Genomic DNA, 24485 nt, shown 5'->3' with positions numbered 1-24485 from the left:
ATGGCTAAAGGTTCCTTAAAGAGCGCCGATACAAGTTGTGACGGTGATGAAGCCGTGGGCAGTAAGCCCAAACCATAACCCAACAGCATTTAAGGAATAACATTATGGCGGTAATTAACACTAACATTCTGTCTCTGACGACTCAGAACAACATGAACAAATCCCAGTCAGCTTTAGGTTCCGCCATTGAGCGTTTGTCCTCTGGTCAACGTATCAACAGTGCGAAAGACGATGCTGCGGGTCAGGCAATCGCTAACCGTTTCACTTCTAACATCAAAGGCCTGACTCAGGCTTCCCGTAACGCAAACGACGGTATCTCTCTGGCACAAACCACTGAAGGTGCGTTGGGCGAAATCAACAACAACTTGCAACGTGTGCGTGAGTTGAGTGTTCAGGCTGCTACCGGTTCTAACTCATCTTCTGACCTGAAATCAATCCAGGACGAAATTAAACAACGTCTGGACGAAATCGACCGTGTATCTGACCAAACTCAGTTCAACGGCGTGAAAGTTCTGGCTGGCAACAGTAGCATGAAAGTTCAGGTTGGCGCTAACGATGGCGAAACTATCAGCATCAATCTGGAAAAAATCGACTCAAAAAGTTTGGGTCTGCAAGGCTTCAACGTTGATGGCGCAAAACAAGCCTCTGTTGATGATTTGACTTCTCAGTTCAAAGCCACTGGGACTAACAACTTTGATGTTGGCGGTGTTGCATATAAAACTGATATCAACAGCGGTGCAGTGACTAAAGCCGGTGTAGCACAATATATTGATGCGGGTACCGGTGCATTCTCCGGCACTGCGACCGCTGCTAACACAGCATCAACTGCTTACACAACTACAGCAACCGCTGGCGCAGAAGCTACTTCTATCGCTGCCGCGTCTGTTGGTAAAGCAACAGGTGATAAATTCACTGCTCAAGGCATGGAATTTACCGTTAAGACTGCGGCTGACGCGAATGGTAACGGTGTTTTCAGTGCTACAGTTGATGGTAAAAGTGTTGATTTCACAACTTCAGCCAGTACTGCACCTGCCGGTACCGCTGCTGAAGTGAAAACTTCTAGCGCTTTATTCACCTCTGTTGTTGGTGGTGGTTTAACCACAAAAGCTGCTGAAACCAACCGCGCTGCAACCTTAGCTGATCTGGATTTACAAGGTGCTACCAAAACTGGCAGTACTTTGACTGTTAACGGTACTGCATACACCGCTAACGCCAAAGGTGATGAAATCACCAATGCGGGTGGCAAAGTAATGTACATGTCACGTACTGCTAACGGCAACACCACCCTGATCAATGAAGATGCTGCTGCATCTCAGAAATCAACTGAAGACCAACTGGCGACTGTTGATAAAGCGCTGGCACAAGTTGATGCGCTGCGTAGTGGCCTGGGTGCGGTACAAAACCGTTTTGACTCAGCTATCACCAACTTGGGTAACACCATCAATAACCTGACTTCAGCTCGTAGCCGTATCCAGGATGCTGATTACTCTACTGAAGTTTCTAACATGAGCCGTGCTCAAATCCTGCAACAAGCAGGGACTTCAGTATTGGCACAAGCAAACCAAGTACCACAAACTGTGCTGTCTCTGCTGCGTTAATTCGCCAGAAAGACCACATTATGTCAACCCCGCTGCGGCGGGGTTTTTATATTACTCACTGGAAAGAGAAAAGAGCACTTTTTCCAGTGGGAATAAGTTTAAACCAGGCGCTAATGGCTTATTTTTAGCGGTTTTCATCTCTATTTATCGCTCTGTTTTTTCAATGACTGCAATAGGTTAACAGTAAAATTAACGGGCATAAGCCAAATAGCCGCCCTTTTATAGGCCTATTCCAGCGATTGTCTGGCTGACCTGACAGGATAATGGTACGACTCTCTTACCCTTAGGTGCCTGTCTAGTGAGCGATCTGTATACCGCCGAAGGCGTGATGGACAAAAATTCCCTCTGGCAACGCTATGTTCCTTTGGTTCGCCATGAGGCACTGCGTTTGCAGGTTCGCCTGCCGGCCAGCGTGGAGTTGGATGATTTGTTGCAGGCTGGAGGTATTGGTCTGCTGAATGCTGTCGAGCGTTATGACGCTTTGCAAGGGACTGCGTTTACCACTTATGCGGTACAGCGTATACGGGGTGCCATGCTAGATGAACTGCGTAGCCGAGATTGGGCGCCACGCAGTGTGCGTCGTAATGCACGTGAAGTAGCCAGTGCCATGCAACAGGTTGAACAACGGGTGGGGCGCCCTGCAACTGAGCAGGAAGTAGCGCAAATTCTTGATATTAATTTGGCGGAGTACCGTCAGATTTTATTGGATACCAACAATAGCCAACTTTTCTCCTATGACGAATGGCGGGAAGAGCATGGTGAAAGTGTCGAACCCCTGCTGGAAGGGCATGAGGATGCCAATCCATTGCAACATTTGTTGGAAGGAAATCTGCGTCAACGCGTGATTGAAGCGATCGAGGCATTGCCGGAACGCGAAAAGATGGTGCTGACGTTGTATTACCAGGAAGAGCTGAACCTGAAAGAAATCGGAGCGGTGCTTGAGGTCGGGGAGTCCCGCGTCAGCCAGCTTCATAGCCAGGCGATAAAACGCTTACGCGCCCGCCTGAATAACGACTCTTAATTCACTTCCGCTCAGTGATATCACAGTTTCTATTTTATTAATGCAGGTCTTCTTATGCCAGGACTTCAGTTAAAAAAACGGCCACTGAGCCGTTATTTAAAAGATTATAAACACGGCCAAACCCATTGTTCACATTGTCATAAAGAACTTGACCGTATGGCGTTGGTTTTCCGTGGACAAATCATTAATAAAGAAGCTATCTCCGGTATGGATCAGCCCATTGACGATCAAGTATGGTCAAAGCTTCAGCATGAGTTGACTGCATTATGTCGTTTTTGCAGCGAAATATATTGTAATAGCACGCCCGGTTATTTCGATATTATGGCGTTCAAGCAATATTTATTTGAACAAACTGAGATGAGCCATAGTACTGTTCGCGAATATGTTGTGCGCCTACGTCGTCTGGATGAAATGTTGGTTGCCACTAATTATCCGGCCGAAAAGTTTGCCAGTGAGACCATGCATCAGCGCATTATTGATGAGTTGCCTAATGCGGCGCATAACAATTATCGTATTGCCTTGCGTAAATATGATCAGTATCTGGAATGGCAAAAAAATTACTGAGACTGGTACGTGCATTCAGGCAGTTGAGAAAACTCTGTATTTTCGCTAACAGCGTCGCGAGTATAACGCGAAACCCTTCAGTCATTATTTTACGCCCGGCAAGGTTCCCCGTGCCGGGTTAATACCCTTCATTCTGTACGCTGTAGAGGTGTTAGCTACCCTCGTTCCCTCGAATGACTGACTTGATTAAGCTGAGTAGTGCCACCCTCTACAGCTTGAAATCGCTAAGTATCGTCTATTTATTCCGCATATTACGTTATTCCCCTGCGCTATCGTCAACGACATCTATAATAAAAATAAGTGATTATTGGTGTTACATCTGATAAATCTATATTTCCTCTTGGTACTTGCAGCTGCAGGGGTTAGTTACATTGACTTATCCGTACTTACCTACACGCCAAGTTCGTTGGGCAACAGTTGACTTATTAATTCCCTGGGGGATCCGTGACGTTTCAACACAAACTGGCGCAATTTCCGCGTCTAGATCTGGTCGGCAATCCGACGCCATTGGAAAAACTATCTCGACTCTCCGATTATCTGGGGCGTGAAATTTATATCAAACGTGATGATGTAACACCTCTGGCATTAGGGGGGAACAAATTACGTAAGTTAGAGTTTTTGGCAGCAGATGCGTTAAGTCAGGGCGCGGATACGCTGGTTACCGCGGGCGCTATTCAGTCTAATCATGTCCGCCAAACAGCAGCAGTTGCGGCGAAATTGGGGCTGCGTTGTGTCGCATTGCTTGAGAATCCGATTGGCACGGCACAGGAAAATTATCTGACCAACGGCAATCGGTTACTATTGGGTCTATTTAACGTAGAAGTAGTGATGTGCGACGGGTTACATGACCCGAACCAACAATTGGCTGAGCTGGCAACCCGTCTGGAGGCTCAGGGCTTTCGGCCGTATGTGGTGCCGGTTGGTGGTTCTAATGCCTTAGGCGCTTTAGGTTATGTGCAATGTGCATTAGAGATTGCGGCTCAGTCGGCTGGGAATGTCACTTTTAGCTCGGTGGTTGTGGCATCGGGCAGTGCGGGCACCCACGCAGGTCTGGCAGTAGGGTTGCAACAATTATTGCCTGATGCCGAGTTGATTGGGGTGACCGTATCGCGTAAAGCCGATGAGCAACGCCCTAAAGTGGCGCATATTCAGCAAGAGTTAGCTGCGTCCCTGGGGATTACCGGGGAGCAGGCAGAAATTATCTTGTGGGATGATTATTTCGCCCCGCAATATGGCATGCCGAACGATGAAGGGTTGGCAGCTATTGGGCTGTTGGCAAGGCTTGAAGGTGTACTGCTCGATCCGGTGTATACCGGCAAGGCGATGGCGGGTTTACTGGATGGTCTTGCGCAGAAAAAGTTTCGCGATGAGGGTCCAATTCTGTTTATCCACACCGGTGGTGCACCCGCATTGTTTGCTTATCATCCACGGGTGTAACCTTTAGTTATTGCTTATTCCGTTTATAGCTATCGTTATTAGTTTATATTCCTTTATTCCATTAACAGCACTGATAAAGTGCTGAATATCAAAAAATAAACATGACAGTCGGGGTATTTATGGGTTTTTCAATTGTTCGTCGCCGGTTAGTTCTGGGCATGGTGGCAGTCGCACTGGCAACAGGCTTGAATGTGAAGTCTTATGCTGCAGGTGATTTGCTGAGTCAGGTCAAAGATCGAGGAACTCTGATTGTTGGGCTGGAGGGCACTTATCCGCCGTTCAGTTTCCAAGGTGAAGATGGGAAACTCACTGGGTTTGAAGTGGATTTTGCTAATGCATTAGCAGAACACATGGGCGTTAAGGCCAAAATCACCCCGACTAAATGGGATGGCATGTTGGCTTCATTGGAGTCCAAGCGTATTGATGTGGCGATTAACCAAGTCACCATTTCTGAAGAACGTAAGAAAAAATATGATTTCTCAACGCCTTATACCATTTCTGGTATTCAGGTGCTGACTAAGAAAGGTAACGAAGGTAACTTCACTAAACCTGAAGATTTGCAAGGCAAGAAAGTCGGTGTTGGCTTGGGTAGTAACTACGAACAATGGTTACGTGACAACCTGAAAGGTGTTGATATTCGCACCTATGATGATGACCCAACTAAATATCAGGATCTGCGTGTAGGCCGTACGGACGCCATTTTGGTTGACCGTTTAGCTGCATTGGATCTGGTAAAGAAAACCAATGGTACTCTTGCTGTTGCAGGCCCGGCGTTTGCTCGTCAGGAGTCTGGCGTAGCATTGCGTAAGAACAACCCAGAGTTGTTAGCGGCAATCAATCAGGCGATCACTGAGATGCAAAAAGATGGCACGTTGGCCAAAATCTCTGAGAAATATTTTGGTGCGGACGTAACTAAATAATGCAAGAAAGTATTCAATTGGTGCTGGATTCAGCACCATTTTTATTGAAAGGTGCCTGGTTTACCCTCCAGCTCAGTCTGGGGGGGATGTTTTTTGGTCTGGCATTAGGTTTTATGTTGGCCATGATGCGGTTATCTCGTTTCTTGCCGTTATCACTCCTTTCTCGTTTCTATGTCTCCATTTTCCGTGGTACTCCATTAATAGCTCAGCTATTTATGATCTATTATGGTCTGCCACAGTTCGGCATTGAACTGGATCCGATGCCTGCTGCATTGATCGGTCTATCACTTAATACCGCCGCTTATACATCTGAGACATTGCGTGCTGCTATTTCGTCAATTGAGAAAGGGCAGTGGGAAGCGGCGGCCAGTATCGGTATGACACGTTGGCAGACACTTTATCGGGTGATATTGCCGCAAGCCGGGCGCACCGCATTACCTCCGCTAGGGAACAGTTTTATCGGTCTGGTAAAAGATACCTCTTTGGCGGCGACTATCCAGGTTCCTGAACTTTTCCGTCAGGCGCAATTGGTCACTTCCCGTACATTGGAAGTTTTCACTATGTATCTGGCGGCCTCGTTGATTTATTGGGTCATGGCGACATTGTTGTCAGCATTACAAAATCGGCTGGAAGCCCATGTTAATCGTCAGGATCAGGAGTAGCCATGAGTGCCATAGACATTAAACAACTGACCAAACAGTTTAAAGGTCAGCAGGTGCTGCACGGTATCTCACTTGAAGTAAATAGCGGTGAAGTGGTGGCGATCATCGGGCCGAGTGGCTCAGGTAAAACGACTTTATTGCGCAGTATTAATCTACTGGAGGTCCCTGATTCAGGGATTATTCGTGTCGGTGATATTGAGATTGATGGCAGCATACCTATCAGCAAGCAGCAACGTCAGGTGCGCGCACTGCGCCAACAGGTCGGGTTTGTGTTTCAGAGCTTCAATTTGTTTCCACACCGTTCGGTGCTGGAGAATATTATTGAAGGGCCGGTTATTGTTAAAGGCGAAAAGCGAGCCTCTGCGGAGAAACGCGCTCGTGAACTGCTGGCAAAAGTAGGGCTAAGTGGGAAAGAAGATGCTTACCCACGCCGTTTATCCGGTGGTCAGCAGCAGCGGGTTGCCATAGCACGAGCATTAGCAATGCAACCACAGGTTATTCTGTTTGATGAACCGACGTCAGCGTTGGATCCTGAACTGGTGGGGGAGGTTCTCAACACTATCCGCGCACTGGCTGAGGAAAAACGCACCATGGTGATTGTGACGCATGAAATGAGCTTTGCCCGCGATGTGGCTGACAGGGCTATTTTTATGGATCACGGACGGATTGTTGAGCAAGGTCCAGCAAAAGAGTTATTTGCCCATCCGCAGCATGAGCGTACTCGGTTATTCCTTGATAAGTTCCTGAACAATCACTGAGTCATTTACTGCGAAGCTGATAGCCAAACTCAGCGAAATAGGGGGCACTTTTGGGCCCCCAGTTTTATCAAATCATCCTACAAAAAGGCTTCCAGCTTAAGGCGAAGCGCGGTAGCTTTAACTTCCTTCATCTGCCCATGACCCGGTAATACTTTTTGTTCGACGGTGACCAACCCCGCTTTTTTCAAAATAGCCACATCACGGGTGACGGCACTGCGATCCCGTTTTAAACGGGTTGAAAGGGAGGTGATAGAGCCGGGGTGCATTTTTACCGCCCGTAGCAGAACAATGCGCGCAGCACTTAATATCCGCACCATCGCTAATGGGTCTTCAAAGGTAATAGTGTGTTCTTCAGGTAAGGCTTTCCCTGCATCTGCCAGAGCCGCGAGTTGTTTGCCTCGTTTGAAAAAATCATCTTCCGTTGCTGTTTTGATGACGAGTTTGTCCATTAACTTCTCCTTAATGAAGTCCAATCCTTCTGAAAGCAATCCTCTATCTGTTCAAAGCTGACAAAATCAACTGCTTCAATGCCACCTAAGTAATGGCGATGGTGAAAACCATGCGCATTGTCGTAACCTATTACGAGACCATTATCACCCTGTGATAAATGGTGATTGATATAGGCTAAATTATAACGGGTGATAGTACCGACCCGATCAGCCCATATTTCACGGCGTAATTGACCATTACCCCGCCGGTTAGCAATTTGATGAGCCTCATCGACAATCTTTTTATCAGACATGAATATTATTATCACTCCTGAGAGGGGTTGTACATAAGATCTTCACTAAGAAGAAAGCTAGGGACGTATACAGTTCCGTCATTTGTCTGAATTTATAATGAGTTAATTACCAGGAAAGGCTCAACAGAGTGATGTCAAATATGCGAGAGGCTGCCAGAGGAAAATAGTTTCATACCCGTTTTACATCAGGGAATGCGGCACATATCGAATAATAACCCGTCAGTTGCGACCGGAGTCTACGTAAAGAATAAGGTCCCGAAGGACCTTATTGGTGCAGGCACTCTAAGTGCGAAAAAGAGTGGGCTTAGTTAGCTAGCCGATGGTCATCAGGCTGGCATTTCCTCCCGCTGCGGCGGTATTCACACTCAGTGAGTGCTCAATCAGCAGGCGTTCCAGCAGTATATTTGTTTCACCACGGGCGAAGCCCTGTACCGAGACAATTGGCCCCTCAATTTGAGCTATCTGCTCACACAAGGTGCGCAATTGATCAGCATCACCGTGATAGATAACGGCATCAAACGGTACGTTGGCGGTTTGCCAGTCATGAGTAAGGGTAATTTGGGATTGCACTACCGCCGGTAGCTGGCGTAACAGATCCTTTTGTATCCCCTGTTCTGGCCATAAGATCTCGCAGCCGATTGCCAGAACGGCTGCCAGTTGTATTAGAGCATCAGTGTCATTATCCGCCAGACAAAGAACACGTTCACGCGGTAGTAGGGTATAACTGTTGCGCTCACCGGTTGGCCCAGGCAATAACTGTATGGTGCCACCTTGCGCCAGTTCGCCATAGCGCTGCGCTAAAGGCACTAATTCAGCATATTGTTGTTTGTCAGCCCATTGTATTAGAGCGCGATGGGCTATTTGTAATGCTTCGCGACCAGCCATATTCTGTGGTTGCTCAATATTTTGATGTGCCAGTGTCTTAAGAACCGCATCTTCTGGGCGGCTGCACAACAGACGATACAGATACAGTGGACCACCCGCTTTAGGGCCGGTTCCTGACAACCCTTCACCACCAAAAGGTTGTACGCCAACCACCGCCCCAACCATATTGCGGTTAACGTAGAGGTTGCCTACTTTAGCTTTTTCAGTGACTTGGGCGATAGTTTCATCAATACGAGTGTGAATACCTAAGGTTAAACCATAGCCGGATGCGTTGATTTGATCGACTAAGGCGCCAAGGTTCTGACGCTGGAAACGTACCACATGCAGTACCGGCCCGAAGATCTCTTTTTTCAACTCATCAAAGCTATCCAGCTCTATTAATGTTGGCTTAATAAAGGTACCGCGTTGCCACTCGGTTTCGTCCTGACTGTTGGTGCGGGCAGCCTGGTAAACTTTACGCCCTTTGGCGCGCATGGCCTGAATATGGCGCTCAATCCCAGCTTTGGCCTCGGTATCAATCACCGGCCCAATATCTGTAGACAGGCGTTCTGGATTACCCATCCGGCACTCGGCCATCGCGCCACGCAACATTTGCAACGTGTGCTCAGCAACATCATCCTGAATGCAAAGAATACGCAAGGCCGAACAACGTTGGCCCGCGCTGTCAAAGGCTGATGCGACGACATCGGTCACCACCTGTTCCGTCAATGCAGAGGAATCAACAATCATGGCATTGAGGCCACCGGTTTCGGCAATCAGTGGCGTTGGGCGGCCCTGAGGATCAAGGCGGCCTGCGATGCTGCGTTGCAAAATAGCAGCGACTTCGGTTGAGCCGGTAAACATCACGCCGCGCACACGGTTGTCATTGACCAATGTCGCCCCAACGTTGTCGCCTCGGCCGGGTAATAGTTGTAGCACGCCGTGAGGAATACCGGCCTCTAGCAAGATACGTACAGCTTGCGCAGCAATCAGTGGCGTTTGTTCCGCCGGTTTTGCTAATACACTGTTACCGGCAGCTAATGCTGCGGCAATCTGGCCGGTAAATATTGCCAACGGGAAGTTCCATGGGCTGATACAGACCACGGGGCCGAGAGGACGATGGCTATCATTAGAGAAGTTGTCTCGGACCATTCCAGCATAATAGTGTAGAAAATCAACAGCCTCACGCACTTCGGCAATGGCATTACTGAAGGTTTTACCCGCCTCTCGTACCAGTATCCCCATCAACGCTTGCATCTGACTTTCCATCAGTTCGGCGGCGCGCACTAAAATAGCCGCACGCTCGGCCGGTGGTGTTGCAAACCAGATAGCCCCCGCGCTGCCAGCCGCATCTAGCGCACGACTGATTTCAGCATCCGTTGTTTCGCGAACGTAACCGACGATATCAGCGGGTTCTGCTGGGTTGATAACGGCCAGGTTATCAAGTCCTATACCGCTATCACTTTCTGCGCCAATCATCGGTTCTGCCCGCCATATCTGGCTGGCACTGGTGAGGAGGGCACTGGAGAGCGAGGCCAAACGGTGTTCGTTGGCCAAATCTAATCCGCTGGAATTGGCTCTATCTTTACCGTAGAGGTCGCGTGGTAACGGGATTCGTGGATGAGGCAAACCAAGTTGCCCTTCACTGGCGGCGATGGCTTCTACAGCACTAACAGGATCAGCGACCAGTTCATCCAGTGGCAGAGTGGTATCGGCAATGCGATTGACAAACGATGTGTTGGCCCCGTTTTCCAGCAGGCGGCGTACCAGATACGCCAGTAAGGTTTCGTGGGTACCGACCGGAGCGTAAATACGACATGGGCGATTAAGCTTACCCTCGGCAACTTTCCCGACGACTTGTTCATATAGCGGTTCCCCCATGCCATGCAGGCATTGGAACTCATACTGGCCGGGGTAATAATTTTGCCCTGCAAGATGATAGATAGCGGACAAGGTATGCGCGTTATGAGTGGCAAATTGGGGATAAATCAGATTAGGTACGGCCAGTAATTTACGCGCGCAAGCCAGATAAGAGACATCGGTATACACCTTGCGGGTATAAACCGGATAACCTTCTAACCCATCAACTTGAGCGCGTTTAATCTCGCTGTCCCAGTATGCGCCTTTGACTAAGCGAATCATCAGCCGGCGGCGGCTGCGCTGGGCCATATCTATCACGGCATCAATAGTGGCGGGGCAACGTTTTTGGTATGCCTGAATGACGAAGCCGATACCGTTCCAACCTGCCAATTTTGGCTCGAAACAGAGTTTTTCCAGCAGATCGAGGGAGATTTCCAGACGATCAGCCTCTTCTGCATCAATGTTAATGCCAATATCATACTGCCGTGCTTGCAAGGTCAACGATAATAGCCGTGGATACAGCTCATCCATTACTCGTTCATATTGAGCACGGCTATAGCGAGGGTGCAGGGCGGACAGCTTAATTGAGATACCTGGCCCTTCATAAATTCCCCTGCCATTTGAGGCTTTGCCGATAGCATGGATTGCTTGTTGATAGGAGAGCAGATAAGCCTGAGCATCTGCCTCTGTCAGTGCTGCCTCACCCAACATATCGTAAGAGTAACGGAATCCTTTATCTTCCAGTTTACGGGCGTTCGCCAATGCCTCGGCAATGGTCTCGCCGGTCACAAATTGCTCGCCCATCAGCCGCATCGCCATATCCACACCTTTGCGGATCAATGGCTCACCACCTTTACCGATAATACGATTTAAGGAGCCGGAGAGCTTAGCCTCATTATGAGTAGAGACCAGATGGCCGGTAAAGAGCAGCCCCCAGGTCGCCGCATTGACAAACATCGACGGGCTGCGCCCCAAATGAGAGTGCCAGTTGCCGTTACTGATTTTATCGCGGATCAGTGCATCACGAGTGGGCTTATCAGGAATACGCAGTAGTGCTTCCGCAAGACACATCAATGCCACACCCTCTTGTGACGAGAGGGAGAACTCTTGCAGTAAGCTTTGCACGATACCCGCGCGACCATTAGCACTCTTCTGGTTACGCAATTTTTCAGCAATGGAATAGGCCAGCTTATGGGTTTCTTGCGCTAAATCGGCCGGTAAACGTGCTTGCTCCAATAACATCGGTATGGCTTCAGTTTCGGGACGACGATAGGCCGCAGTGATGGCCGCACGAGTTACTGATTGTGGTAGCACTTGCTCGGCAAAATCTAAAAATGGTTGATGTGCGCTTTCAGTGACTTGCGGCATAATATCGTCCGTTTCCGCGATAGGGGTCACATGGGGTGTTGGCAATTCGGGTAGCTCACTGCCACTTTCCAGTCGTTCCAAATAGTTAAAAATGGCCTGCTTGATCAGCCAGTGTGGCGTGCGGTCAATACGCTGTGCCGCGCCCTTGATACGGTCGCGTGTTGCTTCATCGAGTTTCACGCCCATTGTGGTGCTACCCATGCTGTCCGGCTCCTTTAATAAGGGGGGTTATGATTTGATTCCTGATAATATCAGGCATGTTGCAACTTTGTGCAACCGTGTTAAATCACGGCGTGAATGAAGTGTGAATTCAGTCTTGTTTTTAACAATCAAGCGGGGCGTCGGAGGGATCGAATATTATGTTTAACTAAGGCTAATGCTAACAATGGTAGGCTTTGTGAGGGATTAACCTTAGGTATGACTCATTTTGCAATGGAAGGTGTAACCTCTAACATGGCGTAATGTGATGCAGGGTGAATTTTTTGTAAAAAATTTGTTTAATTTGTTGTGAGTAAGGAAACTCCTCCACTAGGATAGCCACCGCGAGATGGCCGTTCGCCAGCGAATAGTTGTGCTGGTAGTTTATTTGAGTTCGAGATTCATCTCTGGTGCAACTGAGTGTCACGTTCCGGCTCTCCAGAGTGAAAACATGACACCGCACTGAGCGGAAAGAACTCAAAATAGCGGGATATATTAAAACGATAATACGCACTATGGAGACGTTGCATGACCATGAATACGCCAATGTTGGTGACTTTTTTAGTTTACATTTTTGGGATGATATTAATTGGCCTCATGGCCTACCGGGCAACCAATAACTTTGATGATTATATTCTGGGTGGGCGAAGTTTAGGCAGTGTGGTCACTGCATTATCTGCCGGTGCTTCCGATATGAGTGGCTGGTTATTAATGGGATTACCGGGGGCGATATTCCTGTCGGGTATTTCCGAGAGCTGGATAGCCATTGGTTTAACGATTGGTGCTTATCTTAACTGGAAGTTGGTCGCAGGCCGTTTGCGGGTTCATACCGAAGCCAATAACAATGCACTGACATTGCCTGATTATTTCACCAGCCGTTTTGAAGATAAGAGTAAATTGCTGCGGGTGATATCAGCGGTAGTTATCTTGGTTTTCTTCACTATTTATTGCGCTTCAGGAATCGTTGCCGGTGCGCGTTTATTCGAAAGTACGTTTGATATGAGCTATGGCACCGCATTATGGGCTGGTGCTGCGGCCACCATCGCCTATACCTTTATTGGCGGTTTCCTCGCAGTAAGCTGGACGGATACAGTACAAGCAACGCTGATGATTTTTGCTCTGATCCTGACCCCGATTATTGTTATTCTGGCGGTGGGAGGTATCGACACTTCCATGATGGTCATTGCTGCGAAAAATCCGGCGAATATTGACATGTTTAAAGGGCTGAATCTGGTTGCCATCCTCTCTCTACTCGGTTGGGGATTGGGTTATTTTGGTCAGCCACATATTCTGGCGCGTTTTATGGCGGCAGACTCTCACCGTACTATTCGTAGTGCACGCCGCATCAGTATGACTTGGATGATCCTCTGTCTGGCAGGGACCATCGCGGTGGGCTTCTTTGGTATTGCTTACTTTGAAAACCATCCTGAACAAGCCGGGAATGTGAGCCAAAATGGCGAACGTGTTTTCATTGAGTTAGCTAAATTACTCTTCAATCCATGGATTGCCGGTATTTTACTGTCCGCTATTCTGGCAGCCGTCATGAGTACCTTAAGCTGCCAGTTACTGGTGTGTTCTAGTGCGTTGACGGAAGACCTGTACAAAGCATTCCTGCGTAAAAAGGCCAGTCAGAAAGAGTTAGTGTGGGTCGGCCGTGCCATGGTGTTGCTGGTGGCATTGATAGCTATCGCACTGGCAGCGGACCCGGATAATCGGGTTCTTGGTCTGGTTAGCTATGCATGGGCCGGTTTTGGCGCCGCATTTGGTCCTGTGGTTCTTATCTCGGTGATTTGGCCACGAATGACTCGCAATGGTGCACTGGCAGGGATGTTGCTCGGTGCTATTACGGTTATCGTCTGGAAGCAATATGCCTGGTTGGGCTTGTATGAAATTATACCAGGCTTCCTATTTGCCAGTATCGCCATTGTGGTGGTGAGCTTGTTGGGCAATACGCCAAGTAATACCATTACTGAACGTTTCCGTAATGCTGAAGCGGAGTTTAAAACCATTTAATAGCGCACACATGCTGTTATTAATGGCATTTACTTTTGCTTAACATCGCCTCCTGTACCACAGGAGGCTTTTTTTTGCTGAAAATTGCGCCAGATATCGATAAATAGGCTGAGAGGGCGGTGCAAGCTAAAAAAACCGTATCTTAATGAATTTATTTGTTATTTAACCCGGCAGAAACAACTTGCCACAGTTTGTTTAACAATATTCTTATTTAGCCTCTTGAATTTCTTTTTGCCAGAATGATAATCACTATCGTTCTTAGTTTTACTTTTCTTTACGTAAATTGACGTTACTCATAATTACATATTTATACCCATATCCAGCGCAGGGGTGCTTAGCATGTTTGTCCCATTTCTAATTATGTTTCGTGAAGGGCTGGAAGCCGCGCTGATTGTTAGCTTGATCGCCAGTTACCTTAAGCGTACTCAACGCGGTCAATGGATGGGGGCAGTGTGGATTGGAGTAGTAACGGCAGCCGCGCTATGCCTTGCTATCGGCATCTTTATTAATGAAACCACGGGTGAGTTTCCGCAAAAACAGCAAGAGCTGTTTGAAGGTATTATTGCGGTGGTCGCAGTTTGCATTTTAACCTATATGGTTTTCTGGATGCGCAAGGTATCCAAGTCAGTCAAAGTCCATCTGGAAGGGGCAATTGATAATGCCCTCAACTCAGGCCGCAGTCAGGGCTGGGCATTGGTGGCGATGGTCTTTTTTGCCGTGGCCCGCGAAGGGCTTGAATCGGTATTCTTCTTACTGGCGGCTTTCCAGCAGGATATCGGGATTGGCGCGCCAATTGGCGCAATACTTGGCCTGACCTGCGCCATTTTAGTGGGGATGGCTATCTACTGGGGCGGCGTTAAGTTGCATCTGGCTAAATTTTTCAAATGGACCAGCCTGTTTATCTTGTTTGTCGCCGCAGGCCTGGCCGCCGGAGCTATCAGAGCCTTCCATGAAGCCGGTCTGTGGAATCATTTTCAGGATATCGCGTTCGATTTGACGAATGTGCTCTCCACTCATTCACTGCTCGGCACCTTCCTTGAAGGGATGTTTGGCTATCAGGAAGCACCAACAATTAGCGAAGTTGCGGTCTACTTTATCTATCTGATTCCGGCACTGATGCTCTTTTTCCTTCCACCACGCACTACGGCGGCCACAATTGCCGCTGCTGCGCGGAAAACTAACCAATAATTCAGGAATTTTCACATGTCTAACCGGTTCTTCCGTCGCACTGCATTGCACGCCGCGTTACTGGCACTACCTGTTGTGGCTATCAACGTACAAGCAGCTGATATTCCACAAATTAAAATTACCGTTAACGATAAGCAGTGTGAGCCGATGGCGCTGTCTATTCCTGCCGGTAAAACTCAATTTATTGTCCATAATGCCAGTCAGAAAGGGTTGGAGTGGGAGATCCTCAAAGGCGTGATGGTGGTTGAGGAACGCGAAAATATTGCCCCGGGTTTTACCCAGAAGATGACGGCTAATCTGGAGCCGGGTGAATACGATATGACCTGTGGCTTACTCAGCAACCCGAAAGGTAAATTGACAGTTACGGCGGCCGGTGATCACGCTGCGGTAAAACCGGACGCGATGGCATTGGTCGGGCCAATTGCCGAATATAAAGTCTATGTAACACAAGAAGTTGCCCAATTAGTCACGCAAACTAAAGCCTTTACTGATGCAATCAAGAAAGGCGATTTGGCTCTGGCGCGCAAGTTGTATGCGCCAACCCGCCAGCATTATGAGCGTATCGAGCCGATTGCTGAATTGTTCTCAGATTTGGATGGCAGTATCGATGCCCGTGAGGACGATTTTGAGCAGAAGGCCGCTGATCCGAAATTTACCGGTTTTCATCGGTTAGAAAAAATCCTGTTTGGTGACAACACCACTAAAGGCGCGGATAAATTCGCCGACCAACTGTACAAGGACACCCTGGAACTGCAACAACGTATCACCGGCCTGACATTTGCGCCAAATAAAGTGGTTGGTGGTGCTGCGGGCTTAATCGAAGAGGTTGCGGCCAGCAAAATCAGTGGTGAAGAAGACCGTTACAGCCGTACTGATCTGTGGGATTTCCAGGCCAACGTTGATGGAGCACAGAAAATTGTTAATCTGCTGCGGCCATTGCTGGAAAAAGCCGACCAGCCGCTGCTGCAAAAAATCGATGCTAACTTCAAAACCGTCGATAGCGTATTGGCGAAATATCGCACGAAAGAGGGTTATGAGTCTTACGATAAGTTAACTGACGCCGATCGTAATGCTATGAAAGGGCCGATTACGGCACTGGCGGAAGACCTTGCTCAGCTTCGTGGCGTATTGGGTTTGGATTGAGGCATTAAGATGAGTAAGAAAACCGGCCCGCAACACGGGTCGTATCAACATGATAACGGGGCGGCATTGCCGTCCCGTCGGCGTTTACTGCTGGGTATGGGCATGATGAGTGGTGCCTTGGCGCTTGGCGGGGCAAAGATAGCCCGAGCGGCAGATTGCCCTGCACCCGAGGCCGCACTTGCGCAAGATGAACGCTGGCAGAAGCAGCCCTTTTATGGTCAGCATCAGTCAGGGGTATTAACCCCACAGCAAGCGGCCATGATGCTGGTAGCATTTGATGTATTGGCCACTGATAAGGCGGCCTTGACCCGATTATTCAAACTGCTGACTGAGCGGCTGGACTTCCTGACCCGCGGCGGGCATGCACCTTCGGTTAATGCCAAATTGCCACCGCTGGATTCTGGAATTATGGGGCCGGAAATTTACCCGGATAACCTGACCATTACGGTTTCTGTGGGGGATTCTTTGTTTGATGAGCGGTTTGGTTTGCAGGGACAGAAACCACTGCGGCTACAAAGAATGACGCGCTTCCCCAATGATTCACTGGATGCGGGTTTGTGTCATGGTGATATCTTGCTGCAAATTTGTGCTAATACCAATGAAACGGTGATTCACGCTCTGCGCGATATTATCAAGCACACGCCAGATTTACTCAGTGTGCGGTGGAAGCGTGAAGGTTTTATTTCTGCTCATGCGGCCCGTAGCAAAGGTAAAGAAACGCCAATCAATTTGTTGGGTTTTAAAGATGGCACTGCGAATCCCAAAACCAGTGATAAGCCGCTGATTAATCAAGTGGTATGGGTTCAGGGCAATATCGGCGAGCCCGCATGGGCTGTCGGGGGTAGCTATCAGGCGGCGCGGATTATTCGCTTTAAAGTGGAATTCTGGGATCGCACACCGTTACAAGAACAGCAGACTATCTTTGGCCGTGATAAACATAGCGGTGCACCCTTGGGGAGCATACATGAACATGATGAGCCGGATTACACCAAAGATCCCGATGGCAACGTGATTAAGCTAGATGCACATATTCGGCTGGCAAATCCACGTACCGCAGAAACTCAGAATAACCTGATGTTACGCCGTGGCTACAGTTACTCGCTGGGAGTGTCAAATTCAGGGCAACTGGACATGGGCTTGCTGTTTGTCTGCTACCAATCTGATTTGGAAAAGGCGTTCCTGACGGTACAAAAACGGTTGAACGGTGAGGCATTAGAAGAGTATGTCAAACCGATCGGTGGGGGATATTTCTTCGTGTTACCTGGGGTGGTTGATGCTAACCACTATCTGGCACAAGGGCTGCTTGAAGCCTAACTCTGTTTAATGAGTAAGCAAGAGCACCGCTTTCATGCGGTGCTTTTTTATTGCCAGACAGCAGGGTTGATGCTCAAAGCAGATTTGAACGCTACTTGCCAAGCCCTGATATGGGCTGAATATTAAGCGAAACTAACCCCGCTGCGGTATTAGGTATTATGAAGGGCGTTAGCTTACCAGTTTGGCGGTAATTTTTGCCACATGCTCGCCCTGGAAACGGGCGATAGCAAGCTCTTCAGCAGTTGGCTGACGGGAGCCATCACCACCGGCAATGGTTGTTGCACCATATGGGGTACCGCCGCGGGTCTGTGAAACATCAAATAACTCTTTGGCCCCATAGCCGATTGGCACGATGATAAAACCGTGGTGGGCTAATGTGGTCCACGTGGAGGTGATGGTGTGCTCTTGTCCGCCGCCAGTACCGGTTGAGGAGAATACACTGGCAACTTTGCCGTACAGTGCACCAGAAGCCCATAGCCCGCCGGTTTGATCGAGGAAGGTACGCATTTGCCCTGCCATATTACCGAAACGGGTTGGGGTACCAAAAATGATGCCATCGTAATCGGCCAGTTCTTGCGGCGTTGCGACCGGGGCTTGCTGGTTGTTTTTGCCGCCGGCATTGGCGAAGGCGTCTGGTGGCATGGTTTCAGGGACTCGCTTGATGGTCACTTCAACACCGCTGACTTTTTGGGCACCTTCGGCAATCGCACCGGCAAGTGTTTCGATATGCCCATACATGGAATAGTAAAGCACTAAAATTTTCGCCATCTCGCTATGCTCCAATCAAATTTATTGAATAATGCTGATGATGTAATCATAGTCGCTGCTAATGACACCTATTAACCATACGCCAATATAATCAGGCTGCAACTTATTAGTCGTGCGGAAAGTGAACGGGATATGAGGTAACCTTCTCTTTCTGCTGGTTTTATTAGCGCAGTATTGTTACAGATTACGTAACTTCTTTTGCAGGCGTTTTTGCTGCCAGCGCTCGACCCAATTACCCAGCAATAACAGATTTATTGCGCGCAGACACAGCGGGATACTTAGCCCTAGCACTACCCACCAGGCCCACATATAGCCAGGTGACGTAAACCAATTGATAGCAAACAGCACTGCACACAGAATAACCGCCCGCAGTAGCTGACGTAGTAAAGACATTTCATCCTCAACCGCTTTGCGGGCATCAATGACGCGTTGGTCAACGGCTTGCGACGGGGTGCTCTGTTCCTGAGAGACATTTGGGCAATACAGCTCACTGACTTTCAGATCCATGACGGCCGCAATAGCACTCAGTGTTTCCAGGCTGGCTTGTTCACCATTCTCTATGCGTTGAATCGTGCGCACACTCAGACTGCAAAGTTCAGCCAACTGTTCTTGTGACCAGGCCCGGGCCAACCGCAATTCACGAATACGATAGATGTTCATACTGATTTTCCTATGGGGTTTGAAGCGATATCAACAAATCTATGCTTAAGCCCTCGTCACTGCCACGACAGCAGCATGACATGTTCCCGACAGCTTTCTGACACGCTTATCACAACTTATTTAACCGCAGTTGCGAGCATTTTACCGCGATGATCCTGCACATGGCGTGACGTCTTGGTCATAAAACGCCTTAACGCTCTTGATTGAGCTTTTTGGCACACTAACAGAGCGTTATGGCACAATGTAAACAAGCCTGTTTGCGTAAGCTACTAACTTACCTCACAGGAGAACCATCATGAAAAAAATAGCACTGTCTCTGGCGATTATCGCAGTGTCATTATCTGCTCAGGCACAAACCTTCAGCGTCAAAAGTAGCGATATGCCTGAAGGTAGACCCTTACAAACCCAGCAGGTTTTTAACGGATTTGGCTGTGATGGCGGGAATCAATCGCCACAGCTTTCATGGCAGGGTGCGCCCGCAGGAACCAAAAGCTTCGCCATTACCGCTTATGATCCTGATGCCCCGACGGGGAGTGGCTGGTGGCATTGGACGGTGGTGAATATCCCCGCCGATGTTCATTCATTGGCAACTAATGCTGGGCAGAGCAAAAATAGCACTTTACCTGTTGGTGCTGTTCAGGGGCGCAATGACTTCGGCTATGCGGGATTCGGAGGGGCTTGCCCACCAGCAGGAGATAAACCTCATCGCTATCAGTTCACGGTGTGGGCATTGAAAACAGATAAATTACCCCTCAGTAGTGATGCCAGTGGTGCATTGGTGGGTTTTATGCTCAACAGTAATGTGATTGCGAAAACGCAACTGGTTGCCACTTATGGCCGCTAATTATTAATCCAAGAGCAGGAAGTATGCAGCAGATAAATCATAGCCAGATGGCTATCTCCAGCGCTGAAATTGTTGCCCGCCAAGCACATACGTTGCATCGGGTCACCGTGTTTTCACCGGCACTGTGCCATGTCCGTCAGGGCAGTAAATTGGTGCAATGGGGGGCACAGGCTGCCAGTGCGGGGCAATCGTCGCTTATTTTGTTTCCTGCCGGTATCGAAGTCAGTATCGCGAATACCCCGGATCGGGGGCATTATTGTTCTGATATGGTCTATCTGCCGCAAAGTTTATTACGCCAGTTTCGCCACTGGTACGGTGCCTCGGCGGTGACGCCAGTGGCAACTGCATCGCTATGTGTTCCTCTGGATAGCCATACCCGCCTTGCATGGGATAGCTTATTGCTCAACGTGAAGTGTCATGCGCCAGATGCGCTCTTACAGCATGCGGCGATGGGGGTTTTATTGGCGCTGCACTTGGCTGGGCAGGCAGGGACGTTATTAATCGACCGACGAGATAAATGGGCGGAACAGGTACAACAAGTTTTACTGCTCGATCCGGCGCGCAACTGGAGCGTGAGTGATGTCGCCCACTCTTTGCATATTGGGGATTCAACTTTGCGGCGCAAACTGATGCAAGAAGATCGCAGTTTTCGCGTGATTCTGGAAGAGGTTCGTATGGGGTGTGCATTAAATGCATTACAAACCACATCACTTTCGATTGGCGAGATCGCTGCACAGCACGGTTATATTTCACCATCCCGTTTTACTTCACGTTTTCAGCGGCATTTTGGCTTAACGCCACGCCGATTACGCGAAGCAATCACGGCAGCCTAAGTATCACCTTACTCCCGTGCAGGGAGTAAGGTGATGATAATAAAACAACCGCTATAGGTGATGATGACGCCTTACTGATTACGGTTGTCGTACAAGTAGCTTCTGCGCTTCTTCAAGATGAGATAACCAATGGTCAGAATGACAAACCACAGCGGCGTCACTATCAGGGCTTGGCGGGTATCACTTTCCAAGGTTAACAGCACCAGGACAAAGGCAAAGAACGCCATACATACCCACGACATGAAAATACCCGCGGGCATTTTATAGATGGATTTCTTATGTAATGCCGGGCGTCTTTTGCGATACACCAGGTAAGAGCAAAGGATGATGGTCCAGACGAACATAAACAGAATCGCTGAAACTGTGGTGACCAGTGTAAACACCGTCATTACGTTCGGGATTAGGTAAATGAGAACCACACCACCTAGCAAACAGATACAAGAGAATGTCAGGCCGGATGCGGGGACGGAACGGCGCGACAGCTTACCAAATTGCTTTGGTGCATCACCTTCTTTTGCCAAACCGAACAACATACGGCTGGTGGAAAACACGCCACTGTTAGCTGACGAAGCCGCCGAGGTTAGGACCACAAAGTTGATCACACTCGCTGCGGCAGGTAACCCGACCAGAACGAATAACTCAACAAACGGGCTTTTATCGGCAACTACTGAACTCCATGGTGTCACTGACATAATCATAATCAATGAGAAAACATAGAACATGATGATGCGGATAGGGATGGAGTTAATAGCACGCGGTAATACCACTTCAGGATCTTTGGTTTCAGCAGCGGTGGTCCCAACTAACTCAATACCGACAAAAGCAAAAACGGCTATCTGGAAGCCCGCAAAGAATCCACTGATTCCTTTCGGGAACATCCCACCATCATTCCATAAATGGGTAAATGATGCGGTGGTCCCCGAAGGGGACTGATAACTCATTAACACCATGGTTAAGCCGGCAAAGATCAGTGCCACAATTGCCACAATTTTAATCATGGCAAACCAGAACTCCATTTCTCCGAACATTTTTACCGTGGCCAAATTCAGTGATAGCAACAGTAAAACCACTAGCAGTGAGGCAACCCACTGGGAGAAACCGGGGAACCAAAATTGGGCGTAAGCCGTGATGGCAACCACATCAGCGATCCCGGTGATGACCCAACAAAACCAGTAGGTCCAGCCGGTGAAAAAACCAGCCCAAGGACCGAGTAAGTCGGCGGCGAAATCACTAAATGATTTATATTTCAGATTCGATAGCAGCAGCTCACCCATGGCCCGCATCACGAAAAACAGCATAAAACCGATTATCATATAAACGAAAATAATCGACGGCCCGGCAAGGCTGATGGTTTTACCCGATCCCATAAACAATCCGGTACCTATAGCCCCGCCAATAGCAATTAGCTGGATATGGCGGTTGGAGAGGCTTCGTTGAAGATGCTCTTCAGGTTCCGGCAACTGTTCTGCCACTATCTTGGATTGGTCTACCATCTTTCCCATTCCCTCTTCCTGTATTTGTGAAGTTGTTGAGCTCTATGTTGGCTCTTTGGTCTTAACCTGTCTGTCTGTCTGTCTGTCTGTCTGTCTGTCTGTCTGTCTGTCTGTCTGTCTGTCTGTCTGTCTGTTTTTTGCTATGTTTTAAGTACAATTTGCGAATTATTTAATATCTTCGCAACAATAATTGCACAATACGCCTCGTTTTCCAGTGTTTATATTTCACACACTGAATTTTGTTAAGTTCATCACAGCAGCTGGAATTACAACATGAAGTCACATAACTAACAATAATCGTAAAGAACAGATGAATAATTAATCTCCAGAGAGGGATATAAACAGTATAAACAGAAAAATCCGATGAAATGTTTGACAGCCAAGGCTAACAGGAGAATAATTATCGCCGTTGGGTCGTTAGCTCAGTTGGTAGAGCAGTTGACTCTTAATCAATTGGTCGCAGGTTCGAACCCTGCACGACCCACCAACAAAATCAATCACTTAGAATTAACCTCTAATTTCAAATCTATTTCATGGGACATATTTGGGACACAATCATTAAATATTGCGTCTATTTGTCTGGCATGTTCATTTAAATGATTCGGTGAAAGATGGGCATATCTTTTCACCATTTCAATTGACTCCCAGCCACCCATTTCTTGTAATGCAGAAATAGGAACCCCGGATTGAACTAACCAGCTTGCCCATGTATGTCTTAAATCATGAAATCTGAAATTATCTATTCCGGCTCTTTTTAATGCCGAATACCAAGCTTTATTACTATCAACACGCAATTTCCTTATTTCTGGTGTTAATGACCCATCAGACCTATTTGATGCGTGAGTATGAACAAACACATATTTGTTATGCTTTCCAATCTGCTCCCTAAGCACCTTTGAGGCTGTATCATTCAGGGCTATGCCAATAGCCCTGCCTGACTTGCTCTCTTCCGGGTTAATCCAGGCAACTTTTCTTTGCATGTCTATCTGCTGCCACTCCAAGTTGATAATGTTGGAGCGCCGCAGCCCGGTAGAAAGAGCAAAACGAACCACAGACTTTAACGGCTCTGGACACTCATTTATCAACCTTATCGCCTCATGTGGTTCCAGCCAGCGAATGCGCTTATTCTTCGGTTGTGGAACCTTAATGAGTGGTGCCTTATCAAGCCATTTCCATTCACGCTCCGCTGCCCTCATTATCGACTTAATCAGCGAAAGGTGTGCCGCCTTTGTCGCTGTTGATGATGGTTTTGACTTGAATTGGGGTGGTTCCTTCCCTTTATTGGCTGCTGATGTTGCCATTATCCGCCAGTTCTCTTCATGCCTTCGATTAGTCATTTTGCTGATTGCTGCGTATATTCTCGCCTCGGTAATATCCTTCAGCTTCATTCCCTCGAAATGTGATAACCAAAACCCCATAAGACTTTTATCTGTATCAAGAGATCGCTTTTCTGCCTTCTCTTCAATCCAGCGCAAGCAAGCCTCCTCAAACATGATTTCAGGCATTTCACCGAGTCGGTCTACGCGCCAATAATCAGACTTTAACTTGTCGTGCAGTTCCTGAGCCTGCCGCTTGTCTTCAGTTCCAAGTGATTCTTTAATACGCTTCGCACCCGGGATAGAGATGCTCGCGTACCATACCTTACCTCTGCGGAAGATTGACATTGTGATTCTCCTGTCGCACCTATCGCGCTCACTGCAACAGTGTGCAGGGGATTTTGTAGAGCGGCAATACATGCTTGGCGGGTTATGATGTACGGTGATTGTTTTGCTGATGTTTTACGGCTTGCGGTTAATCTTCCTGATTTAATCCACTGCGATAATGTTGGCCTTGATAACCCAAGGAATTCGCAAGCCTCATCGAATGTGAGACTGTATTTATCCATTTTGGCCTCTTATCTCTTTATCAATCCGATCACCTGTTCCACTTAAACTGACCATTCAGCACGCCGATGGCGAAAAGAAGCCAAGCCAGCTTGTAGCCAAGCCAGCTTGTAGCCAAGTGGCTTTAGCTTTTCGTAATGTCGAAGAATGATAGGGCGGGTGATGGAGTCTTTATTTGTGTTGGCCGGCAGAGCGGCGAGTGTGGTTTTAATTTCGTTGTTACAGTTTCTGGCGGTGGATTGGAGCGCGTTCTGTCTCTCTTCTGGAGTCACGTATCACTCCTTTGGTTTCCGGTAACCGGCATCATAAATAGCCTCCATCCCCTTCCTATCCCAATCATTCCCAACATCTACG

General features: G+C 48.3%; 22 protein-coding genes and 1 tRNA gene. 14 read left to right on the top strand and 9 right to left on the bottom strand.

Annotated features, from left to right (window positions below):
• The first annotated feature begins 101 nt into the window (after positions 1-101).
• From V2A85_RS11265 to tcyN, 7 genes are all read left to right on the top strand, one after another.
• The gene (locus tag V2A85_RS11265) at positions 102-1598 is read left to right on the top strand and encodes a flagellin (RefSeq protein ID WP_420071447.1); all 1497 of its coding nucleotides are present in this window, start codon (positions 102-104) and stop codon (positions 1596-1598) included.
• A 298-nt stretch (positions 1599-1896) separates the two neighbouring features.
• On the top strand, positions 1897-2619 hold the full coding sequence (locus V2A85_RS11260) for an RNA polymerase sigma factor FliA (RefSeq protein WP_083159139.1): 723 nt from the start codon (positions 1897-1899) through the stop codon (positions 2617-2619).
• Positions 2620-2673: 54 nt separating this feature from the next.
• Complete coding sequence (gene fliZ, locus V2A85_RS11255) at positions 2674-3183, top strand: flagella biosynthesis regulatory protein FliZ (protein ID WP_005189397.1); 510 nt, start codon at positions 2674-2676, stop codon at positions 3181-3183.
• A gap of 444 nt (positions 3184-3627) precedes the next feature.
• Positions 3628-4620: a D-cysteine desulfhydrase gene (locus V2A85_RS11250; protein WP_372558749.1), complete on the top strand. Its 993-nt coding sequence runs from the start codon at positions 3628-3630 to the stop codon at positions 4618-4620.
• A gap of 119 nt (positions 4621-4739) precedes the next feature.
• A complete protein-coding gene (gene tcyJ, locus V2A85_RS11245; RefSeq protein WP_083159137.1) occupies positions 4740-5540 on the top strand; it encodes a cystine ABC transporter substrate-binding protein in 801 nt (266 codons plus the stop codon).
• The gene (gene tcyL / locus V2A85_RS11240; protein WP_083159136.1) at positions 5540-6202 is read left to right on the top strand and encodes a cystine ABC transporter permease; all 663 of its coding nucleotides are present in this window, start codon (positions 5540-5542) and stop codon (positions 6200-6202) included. Before tcyJ ends, tcyL begins: the two co-directional genes overlap by 1 nt.
• A gap of 2 nt (positions 6203-6204) precedes the next feature.
• Positions 6205-6960, top strand: a complete 756-nt coding sequence (gene tcyN, locus V2A85_RS11235; protein ID WP_005189402.1) for an L-cystine ABC transporter ATP-binding protein TcyN — start codon at positions 6205-6207, stop codon at positions 6958-6960.
• Positions 6961-7037: 77 nt separating this feature from the next.
• On the opposite strand, the gene V2A85_RS11230 is transcribed toward tcyN, so the two are convergent.
• The 3 genes from V2A85_RS11230 to putA form a co-directional block, all read right to left on the bottom strand.
• Positions 7038-7409, bottom strand: coding sequence for a MarR family transcriptional regulator (locus V2A85_RS11230; protein WP_372558750.1), 372 nt, complete (start codon positions 7407-7409; stop codon positions 7038-7040).
• A complete protein-coding gene (locus V2A85_RS11225; protein ID WP_420071445.1) occupies positions 7409-7702 on the bottom strand; it encodes a toxin-antitoxin system TumE family protein in 294 nt (97 codons plus the stop codon). The genes V2A85_RS11230 and V2A85_RS11225 overlap by 1 nt, the downstream gene beginning before the upstream one ends.
• A 312-nt stretch (positions 7703-8014) precedes the next feature.
• Entirely contained in the window at positions 8015-11995 is a 3981-nt protein-coding gene (gene putA / locus V2A85_RS11220; protein WP_420071444.1) for a trifunctional transcriptional regulator/proline dehydrogenase/L-glutamate gamma-semialdehyde dehydrogenase, read from the bottom strand.
• 525 nt (positions 11996-12520) lie between these two features.
• Between putA and putP the strand changes: the two genes are divergently transcribed.
• From putP to efeB, 4 genes are all read left to right on the top strand, one after another.
• Positions 12521-14005 carry a sodium/proline symporter PutP gene (putP, locus tag V2A85_RS11215; protein ID WP_083159131.1) on the top strand — a complete coding sequence of 495 codons (1485 nt, stop codon included), beginning with the start codon at positions 12521-12523 and terminating at the stop codon, positions 14003-14005.
• A gap of 339 nt (positions 14006-14344) precedes the next feature.
• Complete coding sequence (gene efeU / locus V2A85_RS11210) at positions 14345-15193, top strand: iron uptake transporter permease EfeU (protein WP_420071443.1); 849 nt, start codon at positions 14345-14347, stop codon at positions 15191-15193.
• 15 nt (positions 15194-15208) lie between these two features.
• The gene (gene efeO, locus V2A85_RS11205) at positions 15209-16336 is read left to right on the top strand and encodes an iron uptake system protein EfeO (protein WP_420071442.1); all 1128 of its coding nucleotides are present in this window, start codon (positions 15209-15211) and stop codon (positions 16334-16336) included.
• 9 nt (positions 16337-16345) lie between these two features.
• Positions 16346-17650 (top strand): iron uptake transporter deferrochelatase/peroxidase subunit, encoded by a 1305-nt coding sequence (efeB, locus tag V2A85_RS11200; RefSeq protein ID WP_420071441.1) that lies wholly within the window; start codon positions 16346-16348, stop codon positions 17648-17650.
• 168 nt (positions 17651-17818) lie between these two features.
• Here the strand turns inward: efeB and wrbA are convergent, their stop codons facing one another.
• The gene (wrbA, locus tag V2A85_RS11195) at positions 17819-18418 is read right to left on the bottom strand and encodes an NAD(P)H:quinone oxidoreductase (RefSeq protein ID WP_083159127.1); all 600 of its coding nucleotides are present in this window, start codon (positions 18416-18418) and stop codon (positions 17819-17821) included.
• 177 nt (positions 18419-18595) lie between these two features.
• Entirely contained in the window at positions 18596-19078 is a 483-nt protein-coding gene (locus tag V2A85_RS11190) for a helix-turn-helix domain-containing protein (RefSeq protein ID WP_372558756.1), read from the bottom strand.
• Positions 19079-19373: 295 nt separating this feature from the next.
• Between V2A85_RS11190 and V2A85_RS11185 the strand changes: the two genes are divergently transcribed.
• Both V2A85_RS11185 and V2A85_RS11180 read left to right on the top strand, forming a co-directional pair.
• Positions 19374-19922 carry a kinase inhibitor gene (locus V2A85_RS11185; protein ID WP_420071440.1) on the top strand — a complete coding sequence of 183 codons (549 nt, stop codon included), beginning with the start codon at positions 19374-19376 and terminating at the stop codon, positions 19920-19922.
• A gap of 23 nt (positions 19923-19945) precedes the next feature.
• On the top strand, positions 19946-20755 hold the full coding sequence (locus V2A85_RS11180) for a helix-turn-helix transcriptional regulator (protein ID WP_420071439.1): 810 nt from the start codon (positions 19946-19948) through the stop codon (positions 20753-20755).
• Between the two features lie 71 nt (positions 20756-20826).
• On the opposite strand, the gene cycA is transcribed toward V2A85_RS11180, so the two are convergent.
• Positions 20827-22248, bottom strand: a complete 1422-nt coding sequence (gene cycA / locus V2A85_RS11175; protein ID WP_193784822.1) for a D-serine/D-alanine/glycine transporter — start codon at positions 22246-22248, stop codon at positions 20827-20829.
• 411 nt (positions 22249-22659) lie between these two features.
• On the opposite strand from cycA, the gene V2A85_RS11170 reads away from it, so the two are divergent.
• Positions 22660-22735: transfer RNA gene (locus V2A85_RS11170), tRNA-Lys, on the top strand.
• 10 nt (positions 22736-22745) lie between these two features.
• Here V2A85_RS11170 and V2A85_RS11165 read toward each other — a convergent pair.
• Genes V2A85_RS11165 through V2A85_RS11155 form a run of 3 tightly spaced genes read right to left on the bottom strand, consistent with a single transcriptional unit; the run spans position 22746 to position 24403 of the window.
• On the bottom strand, positions 22746-23906 hold the full coding sequence (locus V2A85_RS11165; RefSeq protein WP_420071446.1) for a tyrosine-type recombinase/integrase: 1161 nt from the start codon (positions 23904-23906) through the stop codon (positions 22746-22748).
• The gene (locus V2A85_RS11160; protein ID WP_420071438.1) at positions 23789-24133 is read right to left on the bottom strand and encodes a helix-turn-helix domain-containing protein; all 345 of its coding nucleotides are present in this window, start codon (positions 24131-24133) and stop codon (positions 23789-23791) included. The genes V2A85_RS11165 and V2A85_RS11160 overlap by 118 nt, the downstream gene beginning before the upstream one ends.
• Before the next feature lie 42 nt (positions 24134-24175).
• The gene (locus V2A85_RS11155; protein ID WP_420071437.1) at positions 24176-24403 is read right to left on the bottom strand and encodes a hypothetical protein; all 228 of its coding nucleotides are present in this window, start codon (positions 24401-24403) and stop codon (positions 24176-24178) included.
• Positions 24404-24485 lie beyond the last annotated feature (82 nt).

Source organism: Yersinia sp. 1252 StPb PI, assembly GCF_048593885.1.
Lineage (GTDB): Bacteria > Pseudomonadota > Gammaproteobacteria > Enterobacterales > Enterobacteriaceae > Yersinia > Yersinia enterocolitica_E.
The sequence above is the reverse complement of the archived record's forward strand: the minus strand, read 5'-3'. Positions and strand labels throughout refer to the sequence as shown.

Coding starts and splice junctions, on each gene's coding strand:
- V2A85_RS11230 (WP_372558750.1), bottom strand. CDS start 7,409: ATGGACAAACTCGTCATCAAAACAGCAACGGAAGATGATTTTTTCAAA.
- V2A85_RS11180 (WP_420071439.1), top strand. CDS start 19,946: ATGCAGCAGATAAATCATAGCCAGATGGCTATCTCCAGCGCTGAAATT.
- efeU (WP_420071443.1), top strand. CDS start 14,345: ATGTTTGTCCCATTTCTAATTATGTTTCGTGAAGGGCTGGAAGCCGCG.
- efeO (WP_420071442.1), top strand. CDS start 15,209: ATGTCTAACCGGTTCTTCCGTCGCACTGCATTGCACGCCGCGTTACTG.
- V2A85_RS11160 (WP_420071438.1), bottom strand. CDS start 24,133: ATGGATAAATACAGTCTCACATTCGATGAGGCTTGCGAATTCCTTGGG.
- tcyJ (WP_083159137.1), top strand. CDS start 4,740: ATGGGTTTTTCAATTGTTCGTCGCCGGTTAGTTCTGGGCATGGTGGCA.
- tcyN (WP_005189402.1), top strand. CDS start 6,205: ATGAGTGCCATAGACATTAAACAACTGACCAAACAGTTTAAAGGTCAG.
- V2A85_RS11185 (WP_420071440.1), top strand. CDS start 19,374: ATGAAAAAAATAGCACTGTCTCTGGCGATTATCGCAGTGTCATTATCT.
- fliZ (WP_005189397.1), top strand. CDS start 2,674: ATGCCAGGACTTCAGTTAAAAAAACGGCCACTGAGCCGTTATTTAAAA.
- cycA (WP_193784822.1), bottom strand. CDS start 22,248: ATGGTAGACCAATCCAAGATAGTGGCAGAACAGTTGCCGGAACCTGAA.
- efeB (WP_420071441.1), top strand. CDS start 16,346: ATGAGTAAGAAAACCGGCCCGCAACACGGGTCGTATCAACATGATAAC.
- putA (WP_420071444.1), bottom strand. CDS start 11,995: ATGGGTAGCACCACAATGGGCGTGAAACTCGATGAAGCAACACGCGAC.
- V2A85_RS11225 (WP_420071445.1), bottom strand. CDS start 7,702: ATGTCTGATAAAAAGATTGTCGATGAGGCTCATCAAATTGCTAACCGG.
- V2A85_RS11190 (WP_372558756.1), bottom strand. CDS start 19,078: ATGAACATCTATCGTATTCGTGAATTGCGGTTGGCCCGGGCCTGGTCA.
- wrbA (WP_083159127.1), bottom strand. CDS start 18,418: ATGGCGAAAATTTTAGTGCTTTACTATTCCATGTATGGGCATATCGAA.
- tcyL (WP_083159136.1), top strand. CDS start 5,540: ATGCAAGAAAGTATTCAATTGGTGCTGGATTCAGCACCATTTTTATTG.
- putP (WP_083159131.1), top strand. CDS start 12,521: ATGACCATGAATACGCCAATGTTGGTGACTTTTTTAGTTTACATTTTT.